The organism is Stenotrophomonas genospecies 5, assembly GCF_054473825.1.
This window is the reverse complement of record NZ_JBTMUW010000001.1, coordinates 146,623-165,785: the sequence shown is the minus strand read 5'-3', so window position 1 is coordinate 165,785 and position 19,163 is coordinate 146,623. Positions and strand designations below refer to the sequence as shown.

The following is a 19,163-nucleotide window of genomic DNA, read 5'->3' as shown; positions in this document are numbered from 1 at the left end:
CCAGCGGGGGCGCTCGGCCCCCGTCCCATCGGTCATGGGCAGTGCAGACGCCTCATCCGCTCCAGCCCAGCCACAACTGGGCGCGCATGGGCAGCAGCAGCAACCAGTGCCGCCGGTCGATGCTGCTGCAACCGTAAACCGCAGCGTGCGTGGGCCAGTCGCCGGGCAGCCCGGCGATGCCGATCTCGGCCAACGCCCCCGGCCCGGCCTTCCAGGGCCGGTAGCGCGGCACCCTTCCACCCAGCACGCCACGTCCCTGCCGTGCACCGTCCAGCCACTCCAGCCCCTGCCCCAGCACTCCTTCGCAGGTGGCCGCCGCCAGCTGGAAGCGGACCAGGCCGGGGGCGATCCGCGCCCCCGGCAGGGCCGCCAGCACGCCATGCGCCTGCAGCAGTGCATCCACTTCGAGCAGGGCCGGAATGCCCTGCTGGGCTCTCAGCCGCAATCCCTGGCGCCATCCCATCGCGATCTCCTCACTTTGCTTCCGCGCCCAGCGCATACCAGTCCACGCGGCGGGTCACCCACATCGCCAGCGCCAGAATCACGAACAGCAGCAGCGAGCCCATCAGCAGCGCGTTGTTCTCCGAGACCAGCAGCCCGTAAAGCGCGCCATACAGCACGGTCAGCAGCGCGGCGAAGCCCAGACCGCGCTTCCAGTGACCGAGCACGTTGGCCAGGTACACCGCCTGCAGGCCGATGCAGGCCGCCGCCGAGACCAGATACGCCTTCCAGAAGGCGATGTGCTCGGACAGGCTGATCAGCAGCAGGAAGAAGATCGCCAGTGCCAGGCCCACCATCAGGTACTGCAGCGGGTGGATGCGCAGCGATTTGATCAGCTCGAACAGAATGAAGCCGACGAAGGTGAGCAGCACGAACAGCACGCCGTACTTGGAGGCGCGATCCGCCTGTGTGTAGGCGTCGACCGGATCGACCAGCGACACGCTGACCGCCTGCGACGCCACCTCGCCATCGCCGCGCAGCTGGCGCTGGGCATCGGAGGCCAGCGAGGACACCGCCCAGCGTGCGTCGAAGCCCTGCGCATCGACGCGGCGTTCGTTCGGCAGGAAGGCGCCGGCGAAGGACGGATGCGGCCAGCGCGACCGCAGTGCGATGCGGTTGTCATCGCCTACCGGCACGACCGACAGCATGCGGCTGCCGTCCAGCCGCAGTTCCAGCTCCACCGTGCTCGCTGCCAGCAGCCCGCCCTGCACCGCGGCAAAACCCGCCACGGGCGCATGCAGGCCACGCCCCAGTTCCGCAGCGGCGCCGACGCCCGGCAGCAGGCGTACCTGGCGGCCATCCACGCGCAGGTTGGGCGTGCCGACCAGACCACGCGCATCGGACACCCCCAGCGCCACATAGGGCTGGCCATAGGTGCGGCCTGGCTTGACCGGATAGTCGTCAGCCGCGAAAGAGGCCTTCAACTGGCCGTTCCAGCTGTACACCGGCACCTTGAACAGCCCGACCTCACGCTGGCTGGGCAGCATCTCGCCGCCAACGTCGAGCGAGGCCGGCATCTGCAGCCAGTGCCCTTCGCTGACCTGCACCTCGGTCTTCTTGTTGCCCTTGGCGTCGACGACTTCCACCTGCTGGCGCTCCACCCACGGCACCACCCGCACCGGCCCCACCAGCTGCTGCGCGCCGGCGCGGCTGTCAGCGACCCGCGCGAAGGCTTCGTCCCGGTATTGACTGCGCTCGTTGATCACGCTGCGGATCATCATCAGCGGAATCAGCAGCAGCAGGATCAGCCCGCCGACAATGGCGAACCGCAGCAGCATCTTCAGGGATTTCATGGTCCATCCTCGTTGGAGAGGGCTGCAGCATGGACCGTGACGGTGAGCGGGGTTTGTGGCGAATTTGAAGCGGATGTGAAGTCAGCGCCGCGTGCGCGGGCCGGGCATGCCCAGCGGCAACCACAGGCTGGCCACGGTCCCGCCGCCGTCGCGGGCCTGCAGCTGGACACGGCCATCGTGCAGGCGCGCCACTTCCTGCACGAACGGCAGCCCGAGGCCGGAGCTGCGGCGGCCACTGCCGGGACGGGCCAACGAATAGAAGCGCTCGAACACGCGGTCACGGGCATAGTCGGGAATGCCGGCCCCCCGGTCGGCCACCTGCAGGCGCACGCCGCCGTCCTCAACCTGTGCCTGCAGCACCACCTCCGTCCCCGATGGAGAGAAGGCAACCGCGTTGTCGACCAGGTTGTTCAGCGCCTGCCGCAGCAGATAGGCATCACCCTGAATGCTCAGATCCGCCACGGCATCAGTGCGTACCTCGACGCCGGCCGCCTGCGCGCGCACCTGCGCGGCTGCGACGGTCTGCTGCAGCAGGTCCGGCAGTGCGATCGGAGCACGCGTCTGCAGCCAGCCATGCTGCTCCACTTCGGCCAGCGCCAGCAGCTTGTCGATGGTTTCGGTCAACCGCTCCTGCTGCTCGAGGATGCTGCGCGCGAAGTGCGCACGGTCGGCATCGGCCATCGGTTCCTGCAGCAGCTCGGCGGCACCGCGTATCGCGGCCAGTGGGCTCTTCATTTCGTGCGTCAGCGACTGCACATACTGCTCGACGTAGGCCTTGCCTTCGAGTTTGCGCCGCATGGTCTCCAGCGCCTGGCCGAGATCACCGATCTCATCGCGGCGGCGGCGTGGCGGCGGCACCGGCTCACCGGCGGTGACCGCGCGCGCATAGCGGCTGAGCTGGCCCAGGCCGGTGGTCAACCACATCGTCACCAGCACCCCGACCAGCGCCGAGAGTCCTATCAGCCATGCGCCGCGTTCGATGATGGCGCGCTGGCTGGCCGCAATGAACGGATCGATGCTGCGGTTGGGCTGGGCCAGGGTGAGCACGCCGATGAGGGTGCGGCCATCGCCCGGGTCGTACACCGGCGCGGCCACATGCATCACGGTGTTGCCCTCCTCGCCCGGCGTCTCCGGGCTGGAGCGGGCGCCGTACTCGCCGCGCAGGGTGCGGTAGACATCGTTCCAGCGCGAGTTGTCACGACCGACGTCGCGGCCCTGCGAATCGTAGATCACGATGCCTTTCGCATCGGTGATCGTCACCCGGTAATCGAGGGCGCGCTTGGGAAAGCGCCACACCATCGCTTTCAGGTCACGCTGCCGCGCCTTGGCCAGGTTGCGGGTGAAACTGCCGCTGTTGATGGTGCCTGCCTTGACGTCCGCCGCCGCCATCTCGGCCAGCACGTTGGCTGCATCGACCAGGGTCGATTCCATCGCCTGGCGCACGCCCGGCTTCACTTCGTTGACGAACACGCGCATGACGAAGAACGCGGCGATGCCCACGATCAGGAAGAAGCCCAGGAACAGCTTCATCACCAGACGCATCGCTCACACCTCCAGGGCGTAGCCCAGGCCACGGTGGGTCCGGATCGGGTCGGTGCTGGCGCCGGCCGCGCGCAGCTTGGCACGCAGGGTCTTGACGTGCGTATCGACCGTGCGGTCGGCGCTGTCGGCACTGCTGTCCCAGCCGCGGTCCATCAGCTGGGCGCGGCTGAGGATGGCCCCGGGGCGTTGCAGCAGGGCTTCCAGCAGTGCGTACTCGTAGCGGGTCAGGTCCAGCGCCTGGCCGTGGAAGCGGACACGCCGGCCCTCGCGGTCGATGGCGAAGGCGCCATGCGTCTGCCAGCCCGCGTCGGTGTCGCTGGCAGCAGGCACCGCCCGCCGCAGCCGCGCGCGCACCCGCGCCACCAGCTCGCGCGGCGAGAACGGCTTGGCCATGTAGTCGTCGGCGCCCAGTTCCAGGCCCAGCACCCGGTCCAGCTCGTCGTTACGGGCGGTCAGGAAGATCACCGGCAGCTGCGCCTGCGGACCGGGCAGCGCACGCAGCCGACGACAGACCTCGAAGCCGCTCAGGTCCGGCAGGCCCACGTCCAGCACCACCACATCGATGCCACCGTCCCGCAGCCGCTGCAGGGCATCGCTGCCGAGCAGGCAGTGACTGGCCAGGTAGCCCTCGCTGCGCAGCGCGTAGAGCACGGTTTCGGCGATGGCGGCTTCGTCCTCGACCACCAGGACATGGGCAACGGGAGCTGTCATGGCGCGCAGCATAGCCGCTGCGGCCGCCGCCCCGTACACTGCCCGCATGAATTACCGCCATGCCTTCCACGCCGGCAACCATGCCGATGTCCTCAAGCACATCGTGCAGCTGGCCCTGATCGACAGCTTCAAGCGCAAGGACAGCCCGTTCTTCGTGCTGGACACCCACGGCGGCGCTGGCCGCTATCTGCTGGCCAGCGAAGAGAGCCGCAAGACGCTGGAGGCCGAATCCGGGGTCATGCGCCTGATGGCGCAGCCGAAGCTGCCGGACGTGGTCGAGCGCTACCTGAAGGCCGTGCAGGCCGACAATCCGGTCGGCGCGCTGACCAACTACCCCGGCTCGCCCCTGCTCACCGCCCAGGCCATGCGTGCGCAGGACCGGATGGCGGTATGCGAGCTGCAGGAAGACGAAGCAGGCACGCTCAAGGCCCTGTTCGCCCATGACAGCCGGGTCGGCGTGCACCCGGGCGACGGCTATGCACTGCTGCGCTCGCTGCTGCCGCCGAAGGTCAACGGCAGCAAGATCGGCCGCGGCCTGGTGCTGATCGACCCGCCCTACGAGGCCCAGGACGCCGAGTACCAGCGCATCCTGGCAGCGCTGGCCGAGACGCTGGCGCGCTGGCCGCAGGCCACCTGCGCGGTGTGGTTCCCGATCAAGCAGCGCCGCACGATCCTGCATTTCCTGCGCAAGGCCACTGCCTTGCCGGTCAAGTCGGCAGTGACCATCGAGTTCCTGGTACGCCCCGACGACTCACCGCTGCGCCTCAACGGCAGCGGCATGCTGGTGCTCAACGCCCCCTGGCAGTTCGACCGGGCGGTCGGTCCGGCCCTGCCGGCGCTGCGCCAGCACCTGGGTGAGCCCGGCGCCAGCACCCGCCTGGATTGGCTCAAGGCACCTGAATAATGGCCTTCACGAGGCTGTACGCCCGTGAGCCTTTTGTTCACGGAAGACAGCCCCGGTGATGCCACAATCGATGGACCACCAAGGAATCACCCGGTATGGCCACTCGCAACCGCATGCCGCCCTGGCATGAGATCTTCAAGGCTCCCAGCGGCCACGAGCTGCTGATCCGCCCCATCCGCCCGGAAGACAGCGCGCCGCTGCAAGCGGCCTTCAGCCTGTTCGGGCCGGAAGAAATCCGCGACCGTTTCCTGCAGGCGGTGACCGAGCTGTCACCGGAAACCACCCAGCGCCTGACCCATCCGAATCCCAAGACCGAGATCACCCTGGTCGCGGCCGAGTCCCTGCCCGCCGGTGAGGCCGTGGTCGGTGCGGTCGCCCGGGCCTCGATCATCCCCGGTACCCGCGAAGCCGAGTACGCGATCCTGATCAGCCGCTTCCTCATCGGCCAGGGCCTGGGCCGGCAGCTGATGCGCAAGCTGGTGAAGTGGGGTCGGGGCAAGTACCTGGATCGCCTGTACGGCGATGTGGCGGCCGAGAACGAGCCGATGAAGCAGCTGGCTGCCTCGCTGGGCTTCAAGCCCGTTCCGCACCCGAACGGCACCGAAGGGCTGGTACGCATGGTGCTGGAACTGGACAACTGACGGTGACGCCGGGCGCCGCCCGGCGATGCCGTTGCAGCCACTGCGCACGCCGGGCATGGCCCGGCGCTGCCCGCTCACGCAGCAATCATGGGGCGGGTGGAGGCTTCTGCTAAAATCCGCGGTCCATGTCGCGTACTTCATACCCCGCCCCGCCGCTGCCGCGCGCCGGCCAGCTCCGCGCCTGGTGGCGCGCCCCCGCTTCACCGACCGCCCTGGCCTGGTACCTGGCCCAGGCGGCGCGCGCGCATGACGCGCCGTTGCTGGTGGTTGCCCGTGACAACCACGGCGCCAACCAGCTCGAAGCCGATCTGCAGACCCTGCTGGGCAACGATCCCGCGCTGCCGGTGATCGCCTTCCCGGACTGGGAAACCCTGCCCTACGACCGCTTCAGCCCGCATCCGGACATCATCTCGCAGCGCCTGGCGGCCCTGCACCGCCTGCCTGCGCTCAAGCGCGGCCTGGTGGTGGTGCCGGTCCAGACCCTGCTGCAGCAGCTGGCCCCGCGCAGCTACGTGATCGGCGGCAGCTTCGACCTGAAGGTCGGCCAGCGCCTGGACCTGGAGGCCGAGAAACGCCGCCTGGAGAGCGCGGGCTACCGCAACGTGCCGCAGGTGATGGACCCCGGCGACTTCGCCGTGCGCGGCGGCCTGCTCGATGTGTTCCCGATGGGCGCCGACGAGCCCTTGCGGGTGGAGCTGCTGGACGAGGACATCGACTCGATCCGCGCCTTCGACCCGGAAAGCCAGCGCTCGCTGGACAGGGTCGAGTCGGTGCACATGCTGCCCGGCCGCGAAGTACCGATGGATGAGGCCAGCATCGGCCGCGTGCTGGCCACCCTGCGTGAGCGCTTCGATGTCGACACGCGCCGCAGCGCGCTGTACCAGGACCTCAAGTCCGGGTTGGCCCCGGCCGGCATCGAGTACTATCTGCCGCTGTTCTTCGATCGCACCGCCAGCCTGTTCGACTACCTGCCTGCCGGCAGCCTGCCGGTGGTGTGTGCCGGCGCCGGCGAAGCCGCCGACGCGTTCTGGGCACAGACCGGCGAACGCTACGAGCAGCGCCGCCACGATGTCGAGCGCCCGCTGCTGCCGCCCTCGGCGCTGTACCTTTCGCCTGAGCAGCTGCGCGAGCGGCTGAACGACGCGCCACGCATCGAAGTATGGGCCGCCGACCATGCACGCATCGCCGATGCACATGCGCTGGGCGACCAGCCCCTGCCGGCGCTGCCGGTAGCGGCCCGCGAAGCGCCCGCTGGCGACGCGCTGAAATCCTTCCTCGGCCACTACCCCGGCCGGGTATTGATCGCCGCAGATTCACCGGGCCGCCGCGAAGCCCTGCTGGAAGTGCTGCAGGCGGCCGAACTGAAGCCGCCGGTGGTTGCCGACCTGCCCGCCTTCCTCGCCAGCGATGTGCGCTTTGCCATCACCGTGGCGCCGCTGGAAGATGGCTTCGCCCTGGACGATCCGCGCCTGGCGGTCCTGACCGAACGCCAGCTGTTCCCCGAGCGCGCCGGCAGCACCCGCCGCACGCGCCGCGCCGGCCGCGAACCGGAAGCGATCATCCGTGACCTGGGCGAGCTGACCGAAGGCGCGCCGATCGTGCACGAGGATCATGGCGTGGGCCGTTATCGCGGCCTGATCGCGATGGACGTCGGTGGCATGCCGGGCGAGTTCCTGGAAATCGAGTATGCCAAGGGCGACCGCCTGTACGTGCCGGTCGCACAGCTGCATCTCATCAGCCGCTACTCCGGCGCATCCGCGGAGACCGCGCCCCTGCATTCGCTCGGGGGCGAGCAGTGGACCAAGGCCAAGCGCAAGGCCGCCGAGAAGGTGCGCGACGTCGCCGCCGAACTGCTGGAAATCCAGGCGCGCCGGCAGGCACGCGCCGGACTGGCCCTGCAGGTCGACCGCGCGATGTACGAACCATTCGCCGCCGGCTTCCCGTTCGAGGAGACACCCGACCAGCTGGCCGCCATCGACGCGACCCTGCGCGACCTCGCCAGCAGCCAGCCGATGGACCGCGTGGTCTGCGGCGATGTGGGCTTCGGCAAGACCGAGGTCGCCGTGCGCGCCGCGTTCGCCGCAGCCAGTGCCGGCAAACAGGTGGCGGTGCTGGTGCCGACCACGCTGCTGGCCGAACAGCACTACCGCAACTTCCGCGACCGCTTCGCCGATTACCCGCTCAAGGTGGAAGTGCTGTCGCGCTTCAAGAGCACCAAGGAGATCAAGGCCGAACTGGAGAAGGTCGCTGCCGGCACCATTGATGTCATCGTGGGCACCCACCGCCTGCTGCAGCCGGACGTGAAGTTCAAGGATCTGGGCATGGTCATCGTCGACGAGGAACAACGGTTCGGCGTACGCCAGAAGGAGGCGCTGAAGGCGTTGCGTGCCAACGTGCACCTGCTGACCCTGACCGCCACGCCGATCCCGCGCACGCTGAACATGGCCATGGCCGGTCTTCGCGACCTGTCGATCATCGCCACGCCGCCGCCGAACCGGCTGGCGGTACAGACCTTCATCACGCAATGGGACAACGCGCTGCTGCGCGAGGCCTTCCAGCGCGAACTGGCGCGTGGTGGCCAGCTGTACTTCCTGCACAACGACGTGGAGAGCATCGGCCGCATGCAGCGCGAGCTGTCCGAACTCGTGCCGGAAGCGCGCATCGGCATCGCCCATGGCCAGATGCCGGAGCGCGAACTGGAAAAGGTGATGCTGGATTTCCAGAAGCAGCGCTTCAACGTGCTGCTGTCGACCACGATCATCGAGTCGGGCATCGACATCCCCAACGCCAACACCATCATCATCAACCGCGCTGACCGCTTCGGCCTGGCCCAGCTGCACCAGCTGCGCGGCCGCGTGGGGCGTTCGCACCACCGCGCCTACGCCTACCTGATCACGCCTGACCGCCGTGCGATCACCCAGGATGCCGAGAAGCGCCTGGAAGCCATCGCCTCCATGGACGAGCTGGGCGCCGGCTTCACCCTGGCCACGCACGATCTGGAAATCCGCGGTGCCGGTGAACTGCTCGGCGAGGACCAGAGCGGGCAGATGGCCGAAGTCGGCTTCAGCCTGTATACCGAGCTCCTGGAGCGCGCGGTACGCAGCATCAAGCAGGGCAAGCTGCCGGACCTGGATGCCGGCGAGGAAGTGCGCGGTGCCGACGTCGAGCTGCATGTGCCGGCCCTGATTCCGGAAGACTACCTGCCGGACGTGCATACCCGCCTGACGCTGTACAAGCGCATTTCCAGCGCGCGCGACAACGATGCGCTGCGCGAGCTGCAGGTCGAGATGATCGATCGCTTCGGCCTGCTGCCGGACCCGGCCAAGCACCTGTTCGCGGTTGCCGAGCTGAAGCTGCGGGCCAACGCGCTGGGCATCCGCAAGCTGGACCTGGGCGAGAACGGTGGCCGCATCGTGTTCGAATCGAAGCCGGACATCGACCCGATGGCCGTGATCCAGCTGATCCAGAAGCAGCCGAACCTGTATGCGATGGAAGGCCCGGACAAGCTCCGCATCAAGCACCCGCTACCCTTGCCGGAAGACCGCTTCAATGCGGCCCGCGCCCTGCTGACGACCCTCGCCCCGGGTTGATTTCCCACCGCCACCACCCCGCACCGGCCCCACCCGGTGCGGGCGGACGACCATGCTGCCTGACGCCGTACCCGCCCCCGACCTGCTGCACGCACAGGCCTGCCTGATCGATGCCCTGGCCATGTCGCTGCAGATGCGCGATGCCTACACCCGCCATCACTGTGACCGGGTCGGCCGGCTGGCCCAGCGCCTGGCCGTGCACTGCGACCTGGACCAGGAGGCCGGGACGCGGGTCGCGCTGGCCGCGCGATTCCATGACATCGGCAAGATCGGCATTCCCGACGACGTGCTGCTGAGCCCTCGCCGGCACACCGAACAGGAGCGCGCGATCATGCGTGAGCATCCCGTGCGTGGCGAGCACATCTTCCTGACCACCGGCCGCAGCGATGCCGCCGCGGTGGCCAGGCTGATCCGGGCCCATCACGAGGCATTCGACGGCAGCGGCTATCCCGACGGCCTGCACGGCGAGCACATCCCGCTGGGCGCGCGCATTGTCACGCTCGCCGACGCCTACGATGCGATGACCAGTGATCGTCCGTACCGGGCGGCGATGGCGCACGGAACGGCACTGCGCATCCTCGATGACCAGGCCGGCGGCCTGATCGACCCCTACGTGCTGCAGCGCTTCCATCGCCTGCTGGCGCAGGAACCTGCGCTGGCCTGAGATCCGGCGCCACCGGGCGAACAGACAAAAGGCCCGGCTTGCGCCGGGCCTTTCGCATCACGCTTCACGTGTGATCGGTTACCAGATCACCACGCGCTTGTCGTCGGCACGCACCATCGCGTCACCGGCCTTGCACTGGAACGCAGCCGCGAACGACGGCATGTTCGAGGGCGCACCGTTGGCGCGGAAGTTGGCCGGCGCGTGCGGATCGGTGTTCAGGCGCACGCGCAGTTCGCCATCGGTGAAGTTGCGACGCCACACGGTGGCCCAGTTCATGAAGAAGCGCTGGTCCTGGCTGTAGCCATCGACCTCGACGTTCGCCTTCGGATCTTCCTTCAGCGCCATCTGCAGCGCGTCATAGGCAACGGTCAGGCCGCCCAGGTCGCCGATGTTCTCGCCCAGGGTCAGCTTGCCCTTCACATTCACGCCGGGCACCGCTTCGTAGCCATCGAACTGCGCGACCAGCTGGTCGGTACGTTCGGTGAACGCCTTGCGGTCGGCATCGGTCCACCAGTTGTCGAAGTTGCCGTTGGCGGCGAACTGGCTGCCCGAATCGTCGTAGCCGTGCATCATCTCGTGGCCGATCACCGCGCCGATGCCGCCGTAGTTCAGTGCCGGATCGGCCTTGGCGTCGAAGAACGGCGCCTGCAGGATCGCTGCCGGGAACACGATCTCGTTCTTGGTGGCGTTGTAGTAGGCGTTGACGGTCTGCGGCGTCATGCCCCACTCGGTCCTGTCCACCGGCTTGCCGATCTTGTCCAGCATGTAGCGGTAGTTGAACGCACGCGCCGCCTGCATGTTGCCGAGGTAGCTGTCGCCGTTGGTCTGCAGGCCTGCCCAGTCACGCCACTTGTCCGGGTAACCGATCTTCGGGGTGAAGCTGGCCCACTTCTCCAGTGCCTTCTTCTTGGTTTCCTCGCCCATCCACGGCAGCTGCTCCAGGCGCACCTTCAACGCCTGCGACAGGTTTTCCACCAGGTGCTGCATGGCCACCTTCGACTCGGCCGGGAATACGGCGTCGACGTACAGCTGGCCCAGCGCCTCGCCCATGCCGCCGTTGACCGACTCCAGCACGCGCTTCCAGCGCGGCTGCATTTCCTTCTGGCCACGCAGGGTGGTGCCATAGAAATCGAAGTTGGCCTTCTCGAACTGGCTGCTCAGGTACGGCGAGGCGTCGTCGATGGTGTGGAAGCGCAGGTAGGCCTGCCAGGTGCTGGCCGGCACATCGGCCAGCATCTTGTCCATCTCGGAGAAGAAGCCCGGCTGGGCCAGAGAGAACTTCTGCGCGGCCGGCACCTTCAGGGTGTCGAACAGCGCGGTCCAGCTGAAATTCGGGGTCAGCCTGTCGGCGTCGGCAGCACTGAGCGGGTTGTAGCGCTTGGCCGGGTCACGCATTTCGATGCGCGACATGGACGCCTTGGCCAGGCGGGTTTCGAAGGCCATCACGGCCTTGGCCTGCTCGGCGGCCTGCGCGGCGTCCACGCCGGACAGGGTCAGCACCTGCGCGATGTAGGCCACGTAGGCGTCGCGGATCTTGGCCTGCGCATCATCGAAGTAGTAGCCCTTCTCCGGCAGGCCGAGGCCGCCCTGGCCGACGTAGGCGATGACATTGGCCGAATCCTTGTAATCGGCATTGGCGAACAGCGAGAACAGCACGCCCTTGCCCTCGGCCTGGCTGTCGCGCAGGTACTGGGTGAGGGTGGCGGTGTCCTTCAGCGCGGCGATCTTGTCGAGCTGCGGCTGCAGCGGTGCCAAGCCCGCAGCCTCGATCTTCGCTTCGTCGTTGCCGGTCTTCCAGATGTCGCCGATCTTGGCTTCCACCGAACCGGTCTTGGCCTGGCTGGCGGCAGCCTGCTGTACCAGCGCATGCTGCACTTCCAGCGAGCGCTCGCGCAGGATTTCGAAGCTGCCCCAGGTGGTCTGGTCGCCCGGTACCGGATTGGCGTTCAGCCACTTGCTGTTGACGAAGCCATTGAGGTCGGTGCAGGCCGCGATGGCCGGATCGAGATCGGCGCTGTTGAGCGAGATCAGCGGCGTCTTGATCTGTGACAGGTCGAAGGCCGGCGTAGCGTCGGCACTGGTCGCCGGTGCAGTTTCGTTCTTGCCACACGCGGCCAGGGAGGCGGCGATGGCGATGGTCAGGCCCAGCGGGGCCAGGTTGCGGACGTTCATGAGGCTCTCCTGCGGGTAATTCCACAGGGTAGACGGGGACGCCCGCGGCAGGGACCGGCCAAAGGTCACAGAGCGCTCGTCATGTGGCGCCGAGCCCTGCTCTGCGCCACAAAAAGCGAAGGCCGGCGTGCGCCGGCCTTCCGATGGTTACCTGGCCTTGCCCTGGTTGGCCACGGCCTCAGCGGCCTTGCGCGCCGCTTCCGGGTCGCCCAGGTAGCGGAACGACTGCACGGTCAGGTCATCGTTCAGTTCGAACAGCAGCGGAATGCCGGTCGGAATGTTCAGCTCGAGGATTTCCTCGCGCGAAACATTGTTGAGGTACTTGTACAGCGCGCGCAGCGAGTTGCCGTGGGCGGTGACCAGCACCGTCTTGCCGTCCTTCAGCTGCGGCGCGATGGCGTCGTGCCAGTACGGCAGCACGCGGTCGAGGGTGGTGGCCAGCGATTCGGTACCCGGCAGCGCGTTGCGGTCCAGCCCGGCGTAGCGACGGTCGTGGATCGGATGGCCCGGGTCTTCCAGATCCATCGGCGGCGGCGGGATGTCATAGGAGCGACGCCACACCTTGACCTGCTCCTCGCCGTGCTTTGCAGCGGTCTCGGCCTTGTCCAGGCCCTGCAGGCCGCCGTAATGGCGCTCGTTGAGACGCCAGGATTTGTTCACCGGCAGCCAGTCCTGCTCCAGCTCGGCCAGGGCGCCCTGCAGGGTGTGGATGGCGCGCTTCAACACCGAGGTGTGGGCGACGTCGAACTGCAGGCCTTCCTCGCGCATCAGGCGGCCAGCGGCGGCCGCTTCCCGGCGCCCCTGCTCCGTCAGGTCGACATCGACCCAGCCGGTGAAACGGTTGTCCAGGTTCCACTGGCTCTGGCCATGGCGCAACAGTACGAGTTTACGGGTCACTGCAGGATCTCCAACGCGAGGAAAGGCAGGCCGCCATTGTAGCCCCGGGGCCGCTCACCGTGCCTTGGCGCGGCCAATGCGATGCTGTGATCGATGAATACCGTGATCGATCCCGGGCGCTGGCAGGGCAGCGTCGCCGCCGCACGCGAGCAACAGCTGCGGCTTGCGGCGCGGGTGGAGCGCAGCGACCGGCTGCCGGGTACCGTACGCTGGCTGGCCGGGCTGGACGTCGGCTTCGAGGACGACGGCCGCACCACCCGCGCCGCAGCCGTGCTGCTGGATGCCGCCACCCTGCAACCGGTGGCCCGGGAGATCGCCCGCATTCCCACGGTGATGCCTTACATCCCTGGCCTGCTCAGCTTCCGCGAGCTGCCCGCCCTGCTCGCTGCACTGGCCCTGCTGCCGCGTTCGCCGGACCTGGTCTTCGTCGACGGGCACGGCATCAGCCATCCGCGACGGCTGGGCGTGGCGGCGCACCTGGGCGTCGTCACCGATCTGCCGAGCATCGGCGTGGCCAAGTCGAAACTGGTCGGTCGCTTCGTCGAGCCCGCAGACGAGGCTGGCGCGCATACGCCCCTGCTCGATGGCGATGAACAGCTCGGCTGGGTGCTGCGCAGCAAGGTCCGCTGCAGGCCGCTGTTCGTCGCTGGCGGGCACCGCATCAGCGCCGATACCGCACTGCAGTGGGTGCAGCGCACGCTGCGTGGCTATCGCCTGCCGGAGCCGACCCGCCTGGCGGATCGGCTGGCGTCGCGACGGGACGCGTAGCGGCAGATCAGTGGTGCACGTGGCCGCGATGGCCCTGCGCGTCCTCGCCGTGGTCGTGATCGTGCCGCGCATCAGGTGCGGCCGCACTGGGCGGCGCGGGATCTCCGCATGCCTCTCCGCAGTGATCCGCTTCAATCTGCAGGGTCACATGCTCGATGCCGAAGTCATCGTGCAGGCGACCTCCCAGCTCACGGCGCAGCACGTCGGCGTCGGTACCGTCGCGCATCACGACATGCGCGGTCAGCGCCGGCGTGCTCGAGGCCAGTGCCCACACATGCAGGTCATGCACGTCCAGCACCGCGGCATGGCCGGACAGGCTGTCGCGGACCTTCGCCACATCCATGCCCTTGGGCACGCCTTCCAGCAGCACGTTGATCGCCTCGCGCATCAGCACATAGGTGCGTGGCAGCACCCACAGGCCGATCAGCACCGCCAGGATCGGGTCGATCGGCTGCCAGCCGGTCCAACGGATCAGCAGCGCGCCGACGATCACCGCCACCGAGCCGAGCATGTCGGCCCACACTTCCAGGTAGGCACCTTTGACGTTGAGGCTTTCACCGCTGCCGGCCTGCAGCAGGCGCATCGAGATCAGATTGATGACCAGGCCGGCGGCGGCGATCACCAGCATGCCGGTGGAGGCAATCTCCTGCGGTTCGCGGAAGCGGCCGACCGCTTCCCACAGGATGTAGCCGGCCACCACGAACAGCATCGCGCCATTGATCATCGCGCCAAGGGCTTCCAGCCGCGCATAGCCATAGGTGCGGCGCGCGTCCGGCGGACGCCGGCTCAAGCGCACCGCGACCAGCGCGATCATCAGTGCGAGCGCGTCGGTGGCCATGTGGGCCGCATCGGACAGCAGCGCCAGGCTGTTGGTCCAGAACGCGCCGACGACTTCGACGACAAGGAAGGTGGAAGTCAGCCCCAACGCCCACCACAACGGCTTCTCGTGGCGGATCTGGGACGGCAGGTGATCGTGGTCGTGGCCCATGCAACAGCTCCTGTGCGATGCGGTCAGGCTACGGCGTGGCTGCGGGGGAGACTATTACGATGTTTATAACATTGCAGCTGTGCGGCGCCGGTCGCGCCGGGCGTGGCCCGGCGCTCGCCGATTGCACCGGGCCATGCCTGTCAGGCACCGCGCGCGCTCAGAAGCCGAAACGCAGGCTGGCCCAGTATGCGCGGCCCGGTTCGTTGTAGGTCGCCGCACCGGCGTCGCTGCTGTTGGCTTCGCGGAACAGGCGTTTGTCGGCCAGGTTGTTCACGCCGAAACCGAAGCTGACCGTCCCGGTAACCCTGTAGCGCGCGCTCACGCCCCAGATGTTGTATGCCCCCCGATCCTGCAGCACCACCGACGGATCGCAGCTTCCGGTGCAGCGAGGATCGTTGTTGATGTTGGTGGTGGCCGGCTCCTGCCTGCCGTAGAAGGTGCCGGTGAGCAGCAGCGACAGCTTTTCGGTGGCCTGCCAGTCCAGCATCGTGTTGACCGTGTAGCGCGGTATCACCGACAGCGGCTGGCCGGTGCTCTTGTTCTCGTTCTCCACCATGTAGGTGAAGTTGCTGCTCCACTTCAGCCGGTCGCCCTGCTCGCCCAGCAGCGGCACCACCAGGTTGCCCTCCAGGCCCTGCACGATGGCCTTCGGTGCATTTTCCCAGCGGAAGATCCGGCCACGGGTATCGGCGGTGAGGCCGACCTGGGTATACCCGGCCTCGATCTTGTCCTTGTAGTCGTTGTGGAAGTAGGTCAACGAGGCCTGCCAGCCACTCTGCGGAGCCCATTCCACGCCCAGTTCCTTGTTCAGGCTGGTCTCGGCGTCCAGCTCCGCGTTGCCCTGCAGGTAGCAGCCCGCGCCCAGGCTCGGCAGTGCGTTGGGACAGCCGTTGCCACGGGTGTAGTACAGGTAGTCCGGATTGGACTGGTAGAGGTTGGGAGCCTTGAACGCGCGTGCGATGCCGCCCTTCACCACCCAGTCGCCATTGATGCGGAACTGCGCATTGAGGCTGGGGCTGGCGTTGTTGCCGAACTGGCTGTGGTGGTCGAAGCGCAGTCCCGGCGTCACGATCCAGCGTTCACCCAGGTAGATGTTGTCTTCGACGAAGACCGCCGTAGTCTGGGCATCGGACTTGCCGCGCGCGCGATCGGCCGACAGGCCCGGCAGGCCACCGCCACTGCTGCCGGACTGGCTCATCGAATACGGATCGGTCAGGCGGCTGTCGAGATGCTCGAAGCCCAGCGTCCAGACATTCTCCGCCGCGCCGATCGTGGTCGGGAAACTGACCTCGCCGTCGAGCTGGTAATTGCGCAGGCGGGAGGTGGACCAGTCGGTGCCGTTGAAGCTGCCCTCGGGGCCACCGGCCAGGCCTTCGTTGATGCGCGAATTGTTGACCGCTTCCACCGCAGCAGTAACGCGCGAGGTCACATCACCCCAGCGGCCACGATGGGTGATCGCCCCGGTGGTGCGGTACATGCGGTTGGTCTCTGCCTCGCTCTCGGCCAGCGCCGCCAGATCGACCGGCGTGGAGGTACCGGTGTTGCTCACGGCACGGTCGCCCGCATAGATGTTGCCCTGGCGGCTGGTACCGGCTTCGAATTCCACCACCTGGCCGGCGTTGATGTCCCAGCGCAGCAGCGCGTTGACATCGCGGTTCTTGACGCCCTCGCGGCCTGCGGGAGGTACGGTGCCCGGCGCGGTGGCGAACGCGCGATTGAGTTCGAGCGAATCCGCGTCGGTCCTGTTGAGGTTGCCATACAGGCGGAAGGACAACGCATCGGTCATCGGGCCGCTCAGCTGCAGGCCCACGCGCTCACTGCCACCTTCGGCACTGTGCTCGGGTACCAGTCCGTACAGGTCGACCGCTCCGGTCAGATCGCCCGTCGGGCGCTTGGTGATGATGTTGACCACGCCGCCGGAGGCGCCGGATCCATAACGCGCCGCTGCCGGACCGCGCAGCACTTCGATGCGCTCGATCATCTCCGCCGGCACCCAGTTGGTGTCGCCACGGGTATTGCGCTCACCGCTGCGGCCCATGCGCACGGCGTCGCGGGCGCCGACGCGTTTGCCGTCCACCAGGATCAGCGTGTTCTCCGGCCCCATGCCGCGCAGGTCGATCTGGCGGTTGTTGCCATACTGGCCAGACGCACTGTTGCCGGTGAGATTGACACCGGGCATGGTCCGCAGCAGCTCGGCGATGTCGTTGGCAGGAGGACGGCGCGCAATGTCCTCGGCGGTGATGGTCGATGTACCCAGGGCCTGACGCGCGATCTGCGAGGCGGTGACGTGCACCGTATCGATATCGGTCGCGTCGGTCTGCGCATGGGCACCCAGGGCACTGCCCGCAAGCAGGGCAGCAACGGCAAGCGCCAACGGGCGCGGCGGCGGAACAAGGACGGCAGACATCTTCAACACCTTCTGGCAGGGCAACGGGACCTCTGGCAAAGGGCTTGAGGCGACGACGGGGGGAGTGGGAGCGGCGCCGCACATCTTCCGCAGGCCGGTCCATGCGCGCATTCTCCCATCAATGCGATTGATTCTCAAATGCGTCAACGCAGTGCAAGCGCTTCGCAAATGTGCATGGGGCCAAGTACGCTCGTTCGCCGTACCCCTGCTGATGGGTACTACACAGGAGGCCGGTGGCCGCCGGGGTGACGCGCTGCCGGTGCAGCGGCATGCAGCGCCCACCATGCCAGCGCTGTCACCGCGATGCCTGCACCGAGCGCACAGACCCTGGTCCAGCCGTGGTGCGCCTGCATCCACGTACCGGCCGCAGCACCGGCGCCGCTGCCGACCGCGTAGAACAGCATGTACAGCGCCACCAGGCGACCGTGCTGTTCGGCAGGCGCGCGCAGCAGCAACGCCTGGTTGGACACATGCAGTGCCTGTCCTCCCAGATCGAGCACCACCACGCCCAGCAGCAGCCATGCCAGGGCGTGCGGCAGACCCAGCAGGGGCCACCACGCAAGCAGCATCAGCAGCAGCGCCCCCAGGCTCACCCGCAGGCAGAAACCCCGATCCATCCAGTGCCCCACCCGTGCAGCCAGCAGCGCACCGACCATGCCGGCCAGACCGAGCGCGCCGATGGCCGCGGTCGACCAGTTCATCGGTGATGCCGACAGGGGCAGCGGTACGGCCGCCCAGAACACGTTGAGGCCGGCGAACAGCAGCAGCGCCAGAGGGCCACGCTCGCGCAGCGTGCGATCACTGCGCAGCATCGTCATCATCGAGCCGAGCAGCGCGCGCCAGGCCGGCGGCTGCGAGGGAACAGGCACGGCAGGCAGGCGTCGCCACAGCAGCATCGCCAACGCCGCCATCATCACTGCTGACAGCAGGTACACCGCGCGCCAGCCGGCCAGGGCCGCCACCGCGCCGGATACCACACGCGCAGCCAGCAGGCCGATGAACACCCCGCCCTGCACCATGCCAACCACGCGCCCCCGCTGCCCCGACGGTGCCAGCGTGGCTGCATAGGCGATGAGTCCCTGGGTGAGCGCCGTCCCGAGCAGGCCCGCCAGCAGCATGCCCCCCAGCAGCCAGGCGGTACTGCGTGCTGCCGCCAGTCCCAGCAGCACCATCACCAGTGCCAGCAGCTGCACGCGCAGCAGGCGGCGACGATCGCCGCGGTCGGCCAGCGGCAGCAGGCCGAGCAGGGCCAGCACGCTGCCGGCCTGGGTGGCGGCAACCACAGCGCCGGCCGTCGCGCGCTCCATGGCGAAGGCCTGCGCCAGGCGCTCCAGCAGCGGCTGTGCGTAATAGACATTGGCCACACTGGCACCCGCCGCGATGGCCAGCAGGCCCAACAGGGCGCGCGGAAGGACGGAAACGGGCATGAATGTGGTTGCATATTGAAACTTGATGCACCCTATCGACAATGGTTTTAAAATGCAACCACATCGTCACGAGCCTTGCCCATGCATGCCGACAGCCCCTGCCCCGTTGCCCGCAGCGCCGATCTGCTCGGTGATCGCTGGGCCCTGCTGATCATCCGCGATGCCTTTGATGGCGTTACCCGCTTCAGTGACTTCCAGCGCAGCCTCGGCGCAGCGCGCAACATCCTAAGCGACCGCCTGCGGCGTCTGGTCGAGGCCGGGCTGCTGCTGCAGCAACCTGCCAGCGATGGCAGCGCCTACCAGCAGTACGTGCTGACGCCAGCCGGACGCGAACTTTTCCCGGTGCTGGTGGCGCTGCGCCAATGGGGCGAACGCCATCGTTTCGCAACGGGTGAAGCGCACTCGCAGCTTGTCGAGCGTGCCAGCGGAGCGCCCCTTCCCTACATGCAGCCGCATGACCACACCGGTACGCCGCTGCTGGCGGAACAGACCGCGGTCCGCAAGGTGGACATCCGCTAGCCCGAGCCTCGCGTGCCGTTCCACCTGAGCGCGATGCGCCGGATCGATGATCCGCCTCCCACGGCAAAGCCTGCGCGCCGCCCACGCATGCAGCGTGTAGCAATGCCAGCGTAGGATCACGGGCGGGCCCTGCGGCCCGC

The 19,163-nt window shown here is 68.0% G+C and carries 15 protein-coding genes; 6 read left to right on the top strand and 9 right to left on the bottom strand.

The features are described from left to right. Positions 1 to 52: 52 nt before the first annotated feature. The 4 genes from ACX9OW_RS00755 to creB form a co-directional block, all read right to left on the bottom strand. Positions 53 to 463, bottom strand: coding sequence for a hypothetical protein (locus tag ACX9OW_RS00755; RefSeq protein ID WP_459061762.1), 411 nt, complete (start codon positions 461 to 463; stop codon positions 53 to 55). Positions 464 to 473: 10 nt separating this feature from the next. Next, complete coding sequence (creD, locus tag ACX9OW_RS00750) at positions 474 to 1,793, bottom strand: cell envelope integrity protein CreD (RefSeq protein ID WP_065181151.1); 1,320 nt, start codon at positions 1,791 to 1,793, stop codon at positions 474 to 476. Positions 1,794 to 1,874: 81 nt separating this feature from the next. Beyond that, complete coding sequence (creC, locus tag ACX9OW_RS00745; protein WP_197571881.1) at positions 1,875 to 3,335, bottom strand: two-component system sensor histidine kinase CreC; 1,461 nt, start codon at positions 3,333 to 3,335, stop codon at positions 1,875 to 1,877. A gap of 3 nt (positions 3,336 to 3,338) precedes the next feature. Continuing rightward, positions 3,339 to 4,058 (bottom strand): two-component system response regulator CreB, encoded by a 720-nt coding sequence (gene creB / locus ACX9OW_RS00740; protein ID WP_080375257.1) that lies wholly within the window; start codon positions 4,056 to 4,058, stop codon positions 3,339 to 3,341. Positions 4,059 to 4,092: 34 nt separating this feature from the next. Here creB and ACX9OW_RS00735 point away from each other — a divergent pair, with 34 nt between their 5' ends. The 4 genes from ACX9OW_RS00735 to ACX9OW_RS00720 all read left to right on the top strand — a co-directional run bounded on the left by ACX9OW_RS00735 (position 4,093) and on the right by ACX9OW_RS00720 (position 9,845). Further along, positions 4,093 to 4,950 (top strand): 23S rRNA (adenine(2030)-N(6))-methyltransferase RlmJ, encoded by an 858-nt coding sequence (locus tag ACX9OW_RS00735; protein WP_053517399.1) that lies wholly within the window; start codon positions 4,093 to 4,095, stop codon positions 4,948 to 4,950. Positions 4,951 to 5,045: 95 nt separating this feature from the next. After that, positions 5,046 to 5,591 carry a GNAT family N-acetyltransferase gene (locus tag ACX9OW_RS00730; protein WP_053517384.1) on the top strand — a complete coding sequence of 182 codons (546 nt, stop codon included), beginning with the start codon at positions 5,046 to 5,048 and terminating at the stop codon, positions 5,589 to 5,591. Between the two features lie 125 nt (positions 5,592 to 5,716). Beyond that, positions 5,717 to 9,181, top strand: coding sequence for a transcription-repair coupling factor (gene mfd, locus ACX9OW_RS00725; protein ID WP_459061761.1), 3,465 nt, complete (start codon positions 5,717 to 5,719; stop codon positions 9,179 to 9,181). Between the two features lie 52 nt (positions 9,182 to 9,233). Continuing rightward, on the top strand, positions 9,234 to 9,845 hold the full coding sequence (locus ACX9OW_RS00720) for an HD-GYP domain-containing protein (RefSeq protein WP_065181148.1): 612 nt from the start codon (positions 9,234 to 9,236) through the stop codon (positions 9,843 to 9,845). A gap of 78 nt (positions 9,846 to 9,923) precedes the next feature. Here the strand turns inward: ACX9OW_RS00720 and ACX9OW_RS00715 are convergent, their stop codons facing one another. Next, positions 9,924 to 12,017: a M13 family metallopeptidase gene (locus tag ACX9OW_RS00715; RefSeq protein ID WP_459061760.1), complete on the bottom strand. Its 2,094-nt coding sequence runs from the start codon at positions 12,015 to 12,017 to the stop codon at positions 9,924 to 9,926. Positions 12,018 to 12,164: 147 nt separating this feature from the next. After that, the gene (gene gpmA, locus ACX9OW_RS00710; RefSeq protein ID WP_053517379.1) at positions 12,165 to 12,914 is read right to left on the bottom strand and encodes a 2,3-diphosphoglycerate-dependent phosphoglycerate mutase; all 750 of its coding nucleotides are present in this window, start codon (positions 12,912 to 12,914) and stop codon (positions 12,165 to 12,167) included. A 93-nt stretch (positions 12,915 to 13,007) separates the two neighbouring features. Here gpmA and nfi point away from each other — a divergent pair, with 93 nt between their 5' ends. After that, entirely contained in the window at positions 13,008 to 13,682 is a 675-nt protein-coding gene (gene nfi / locus ACX9OW_RS00705; protein ID WP_065174657.1) for a deoxyribonuclease V, read from the top strand. Positions 13,683 to 13,689: 7 nt separating this feature from the next. Here the strand turns inward: nfi and ACX9OW_RS00700 are convergent, their stop codons facing one another. The 3 genes from ACX9OW_RS00700 to ACX9OW_RS00690 all read right to left on the bottom strand — a co-directional run bounded on the left by ACX9OW_RS00700 (position 13,690) and on the right by ACX9OW_RS00690 (position 18,504). Further along, a complete protein-coding gene (locus ACX9OW_RS00700; protein WP_053517376.1) occupies positions 13,690 to 14,670 on the bottom strand; it encodes a cation diffusion facilitator family transporter in 981 nt (326 codons plus the stop codon). A 157-nt stretch (positions 14,671 to 14,827) separates the two neighbouring features. After that, on the bottom strand, positions 14,828 to 17,077 hold the full coding sequence (locus ACX9OW_RS00695; RefSeq protein ID WP_065174656.1) for a TonB-dependent siderophore receptor: 2,250 nt from the start codon (positions 17,075 to 17,077) through the stop codon (positions 14,828 to 14,830). Between the two features lie 218 nt (positions 17,078 to 17,295). Next, the gene (locus tag ACX9OW_RS00690) at positions 17,296 to 18,504 is read right to left on the bottom strand and encodes an MFS transporter (protein WP_197600857.1); all 1,209 of its coding nucleotides are present in this window, start codon (positions 18,502 to 18,504) and stop codon (positions 17,296 to 17,298) included. Between the two features lie 81 nt (positions 18,505 to 18,585). On the opposite strand from ACX9OW_RS00690, the gene ACX9OW_RS00685 reads away from it, so the two are divergent. Beyond that, complete coding sequence (locus tag ACX9OW_RS00685; protein ID WP_111185849.1) at positions 18,586 to 19,023, top strand: winged helix-turn-helix transcriptional regulator; 438 nt, start codon at positions 18,586 to 18,588, stop codon at positions 19,021 to 19,023. Positions 19,024 to 19,163: the final 140 nt, after the last annotated feature.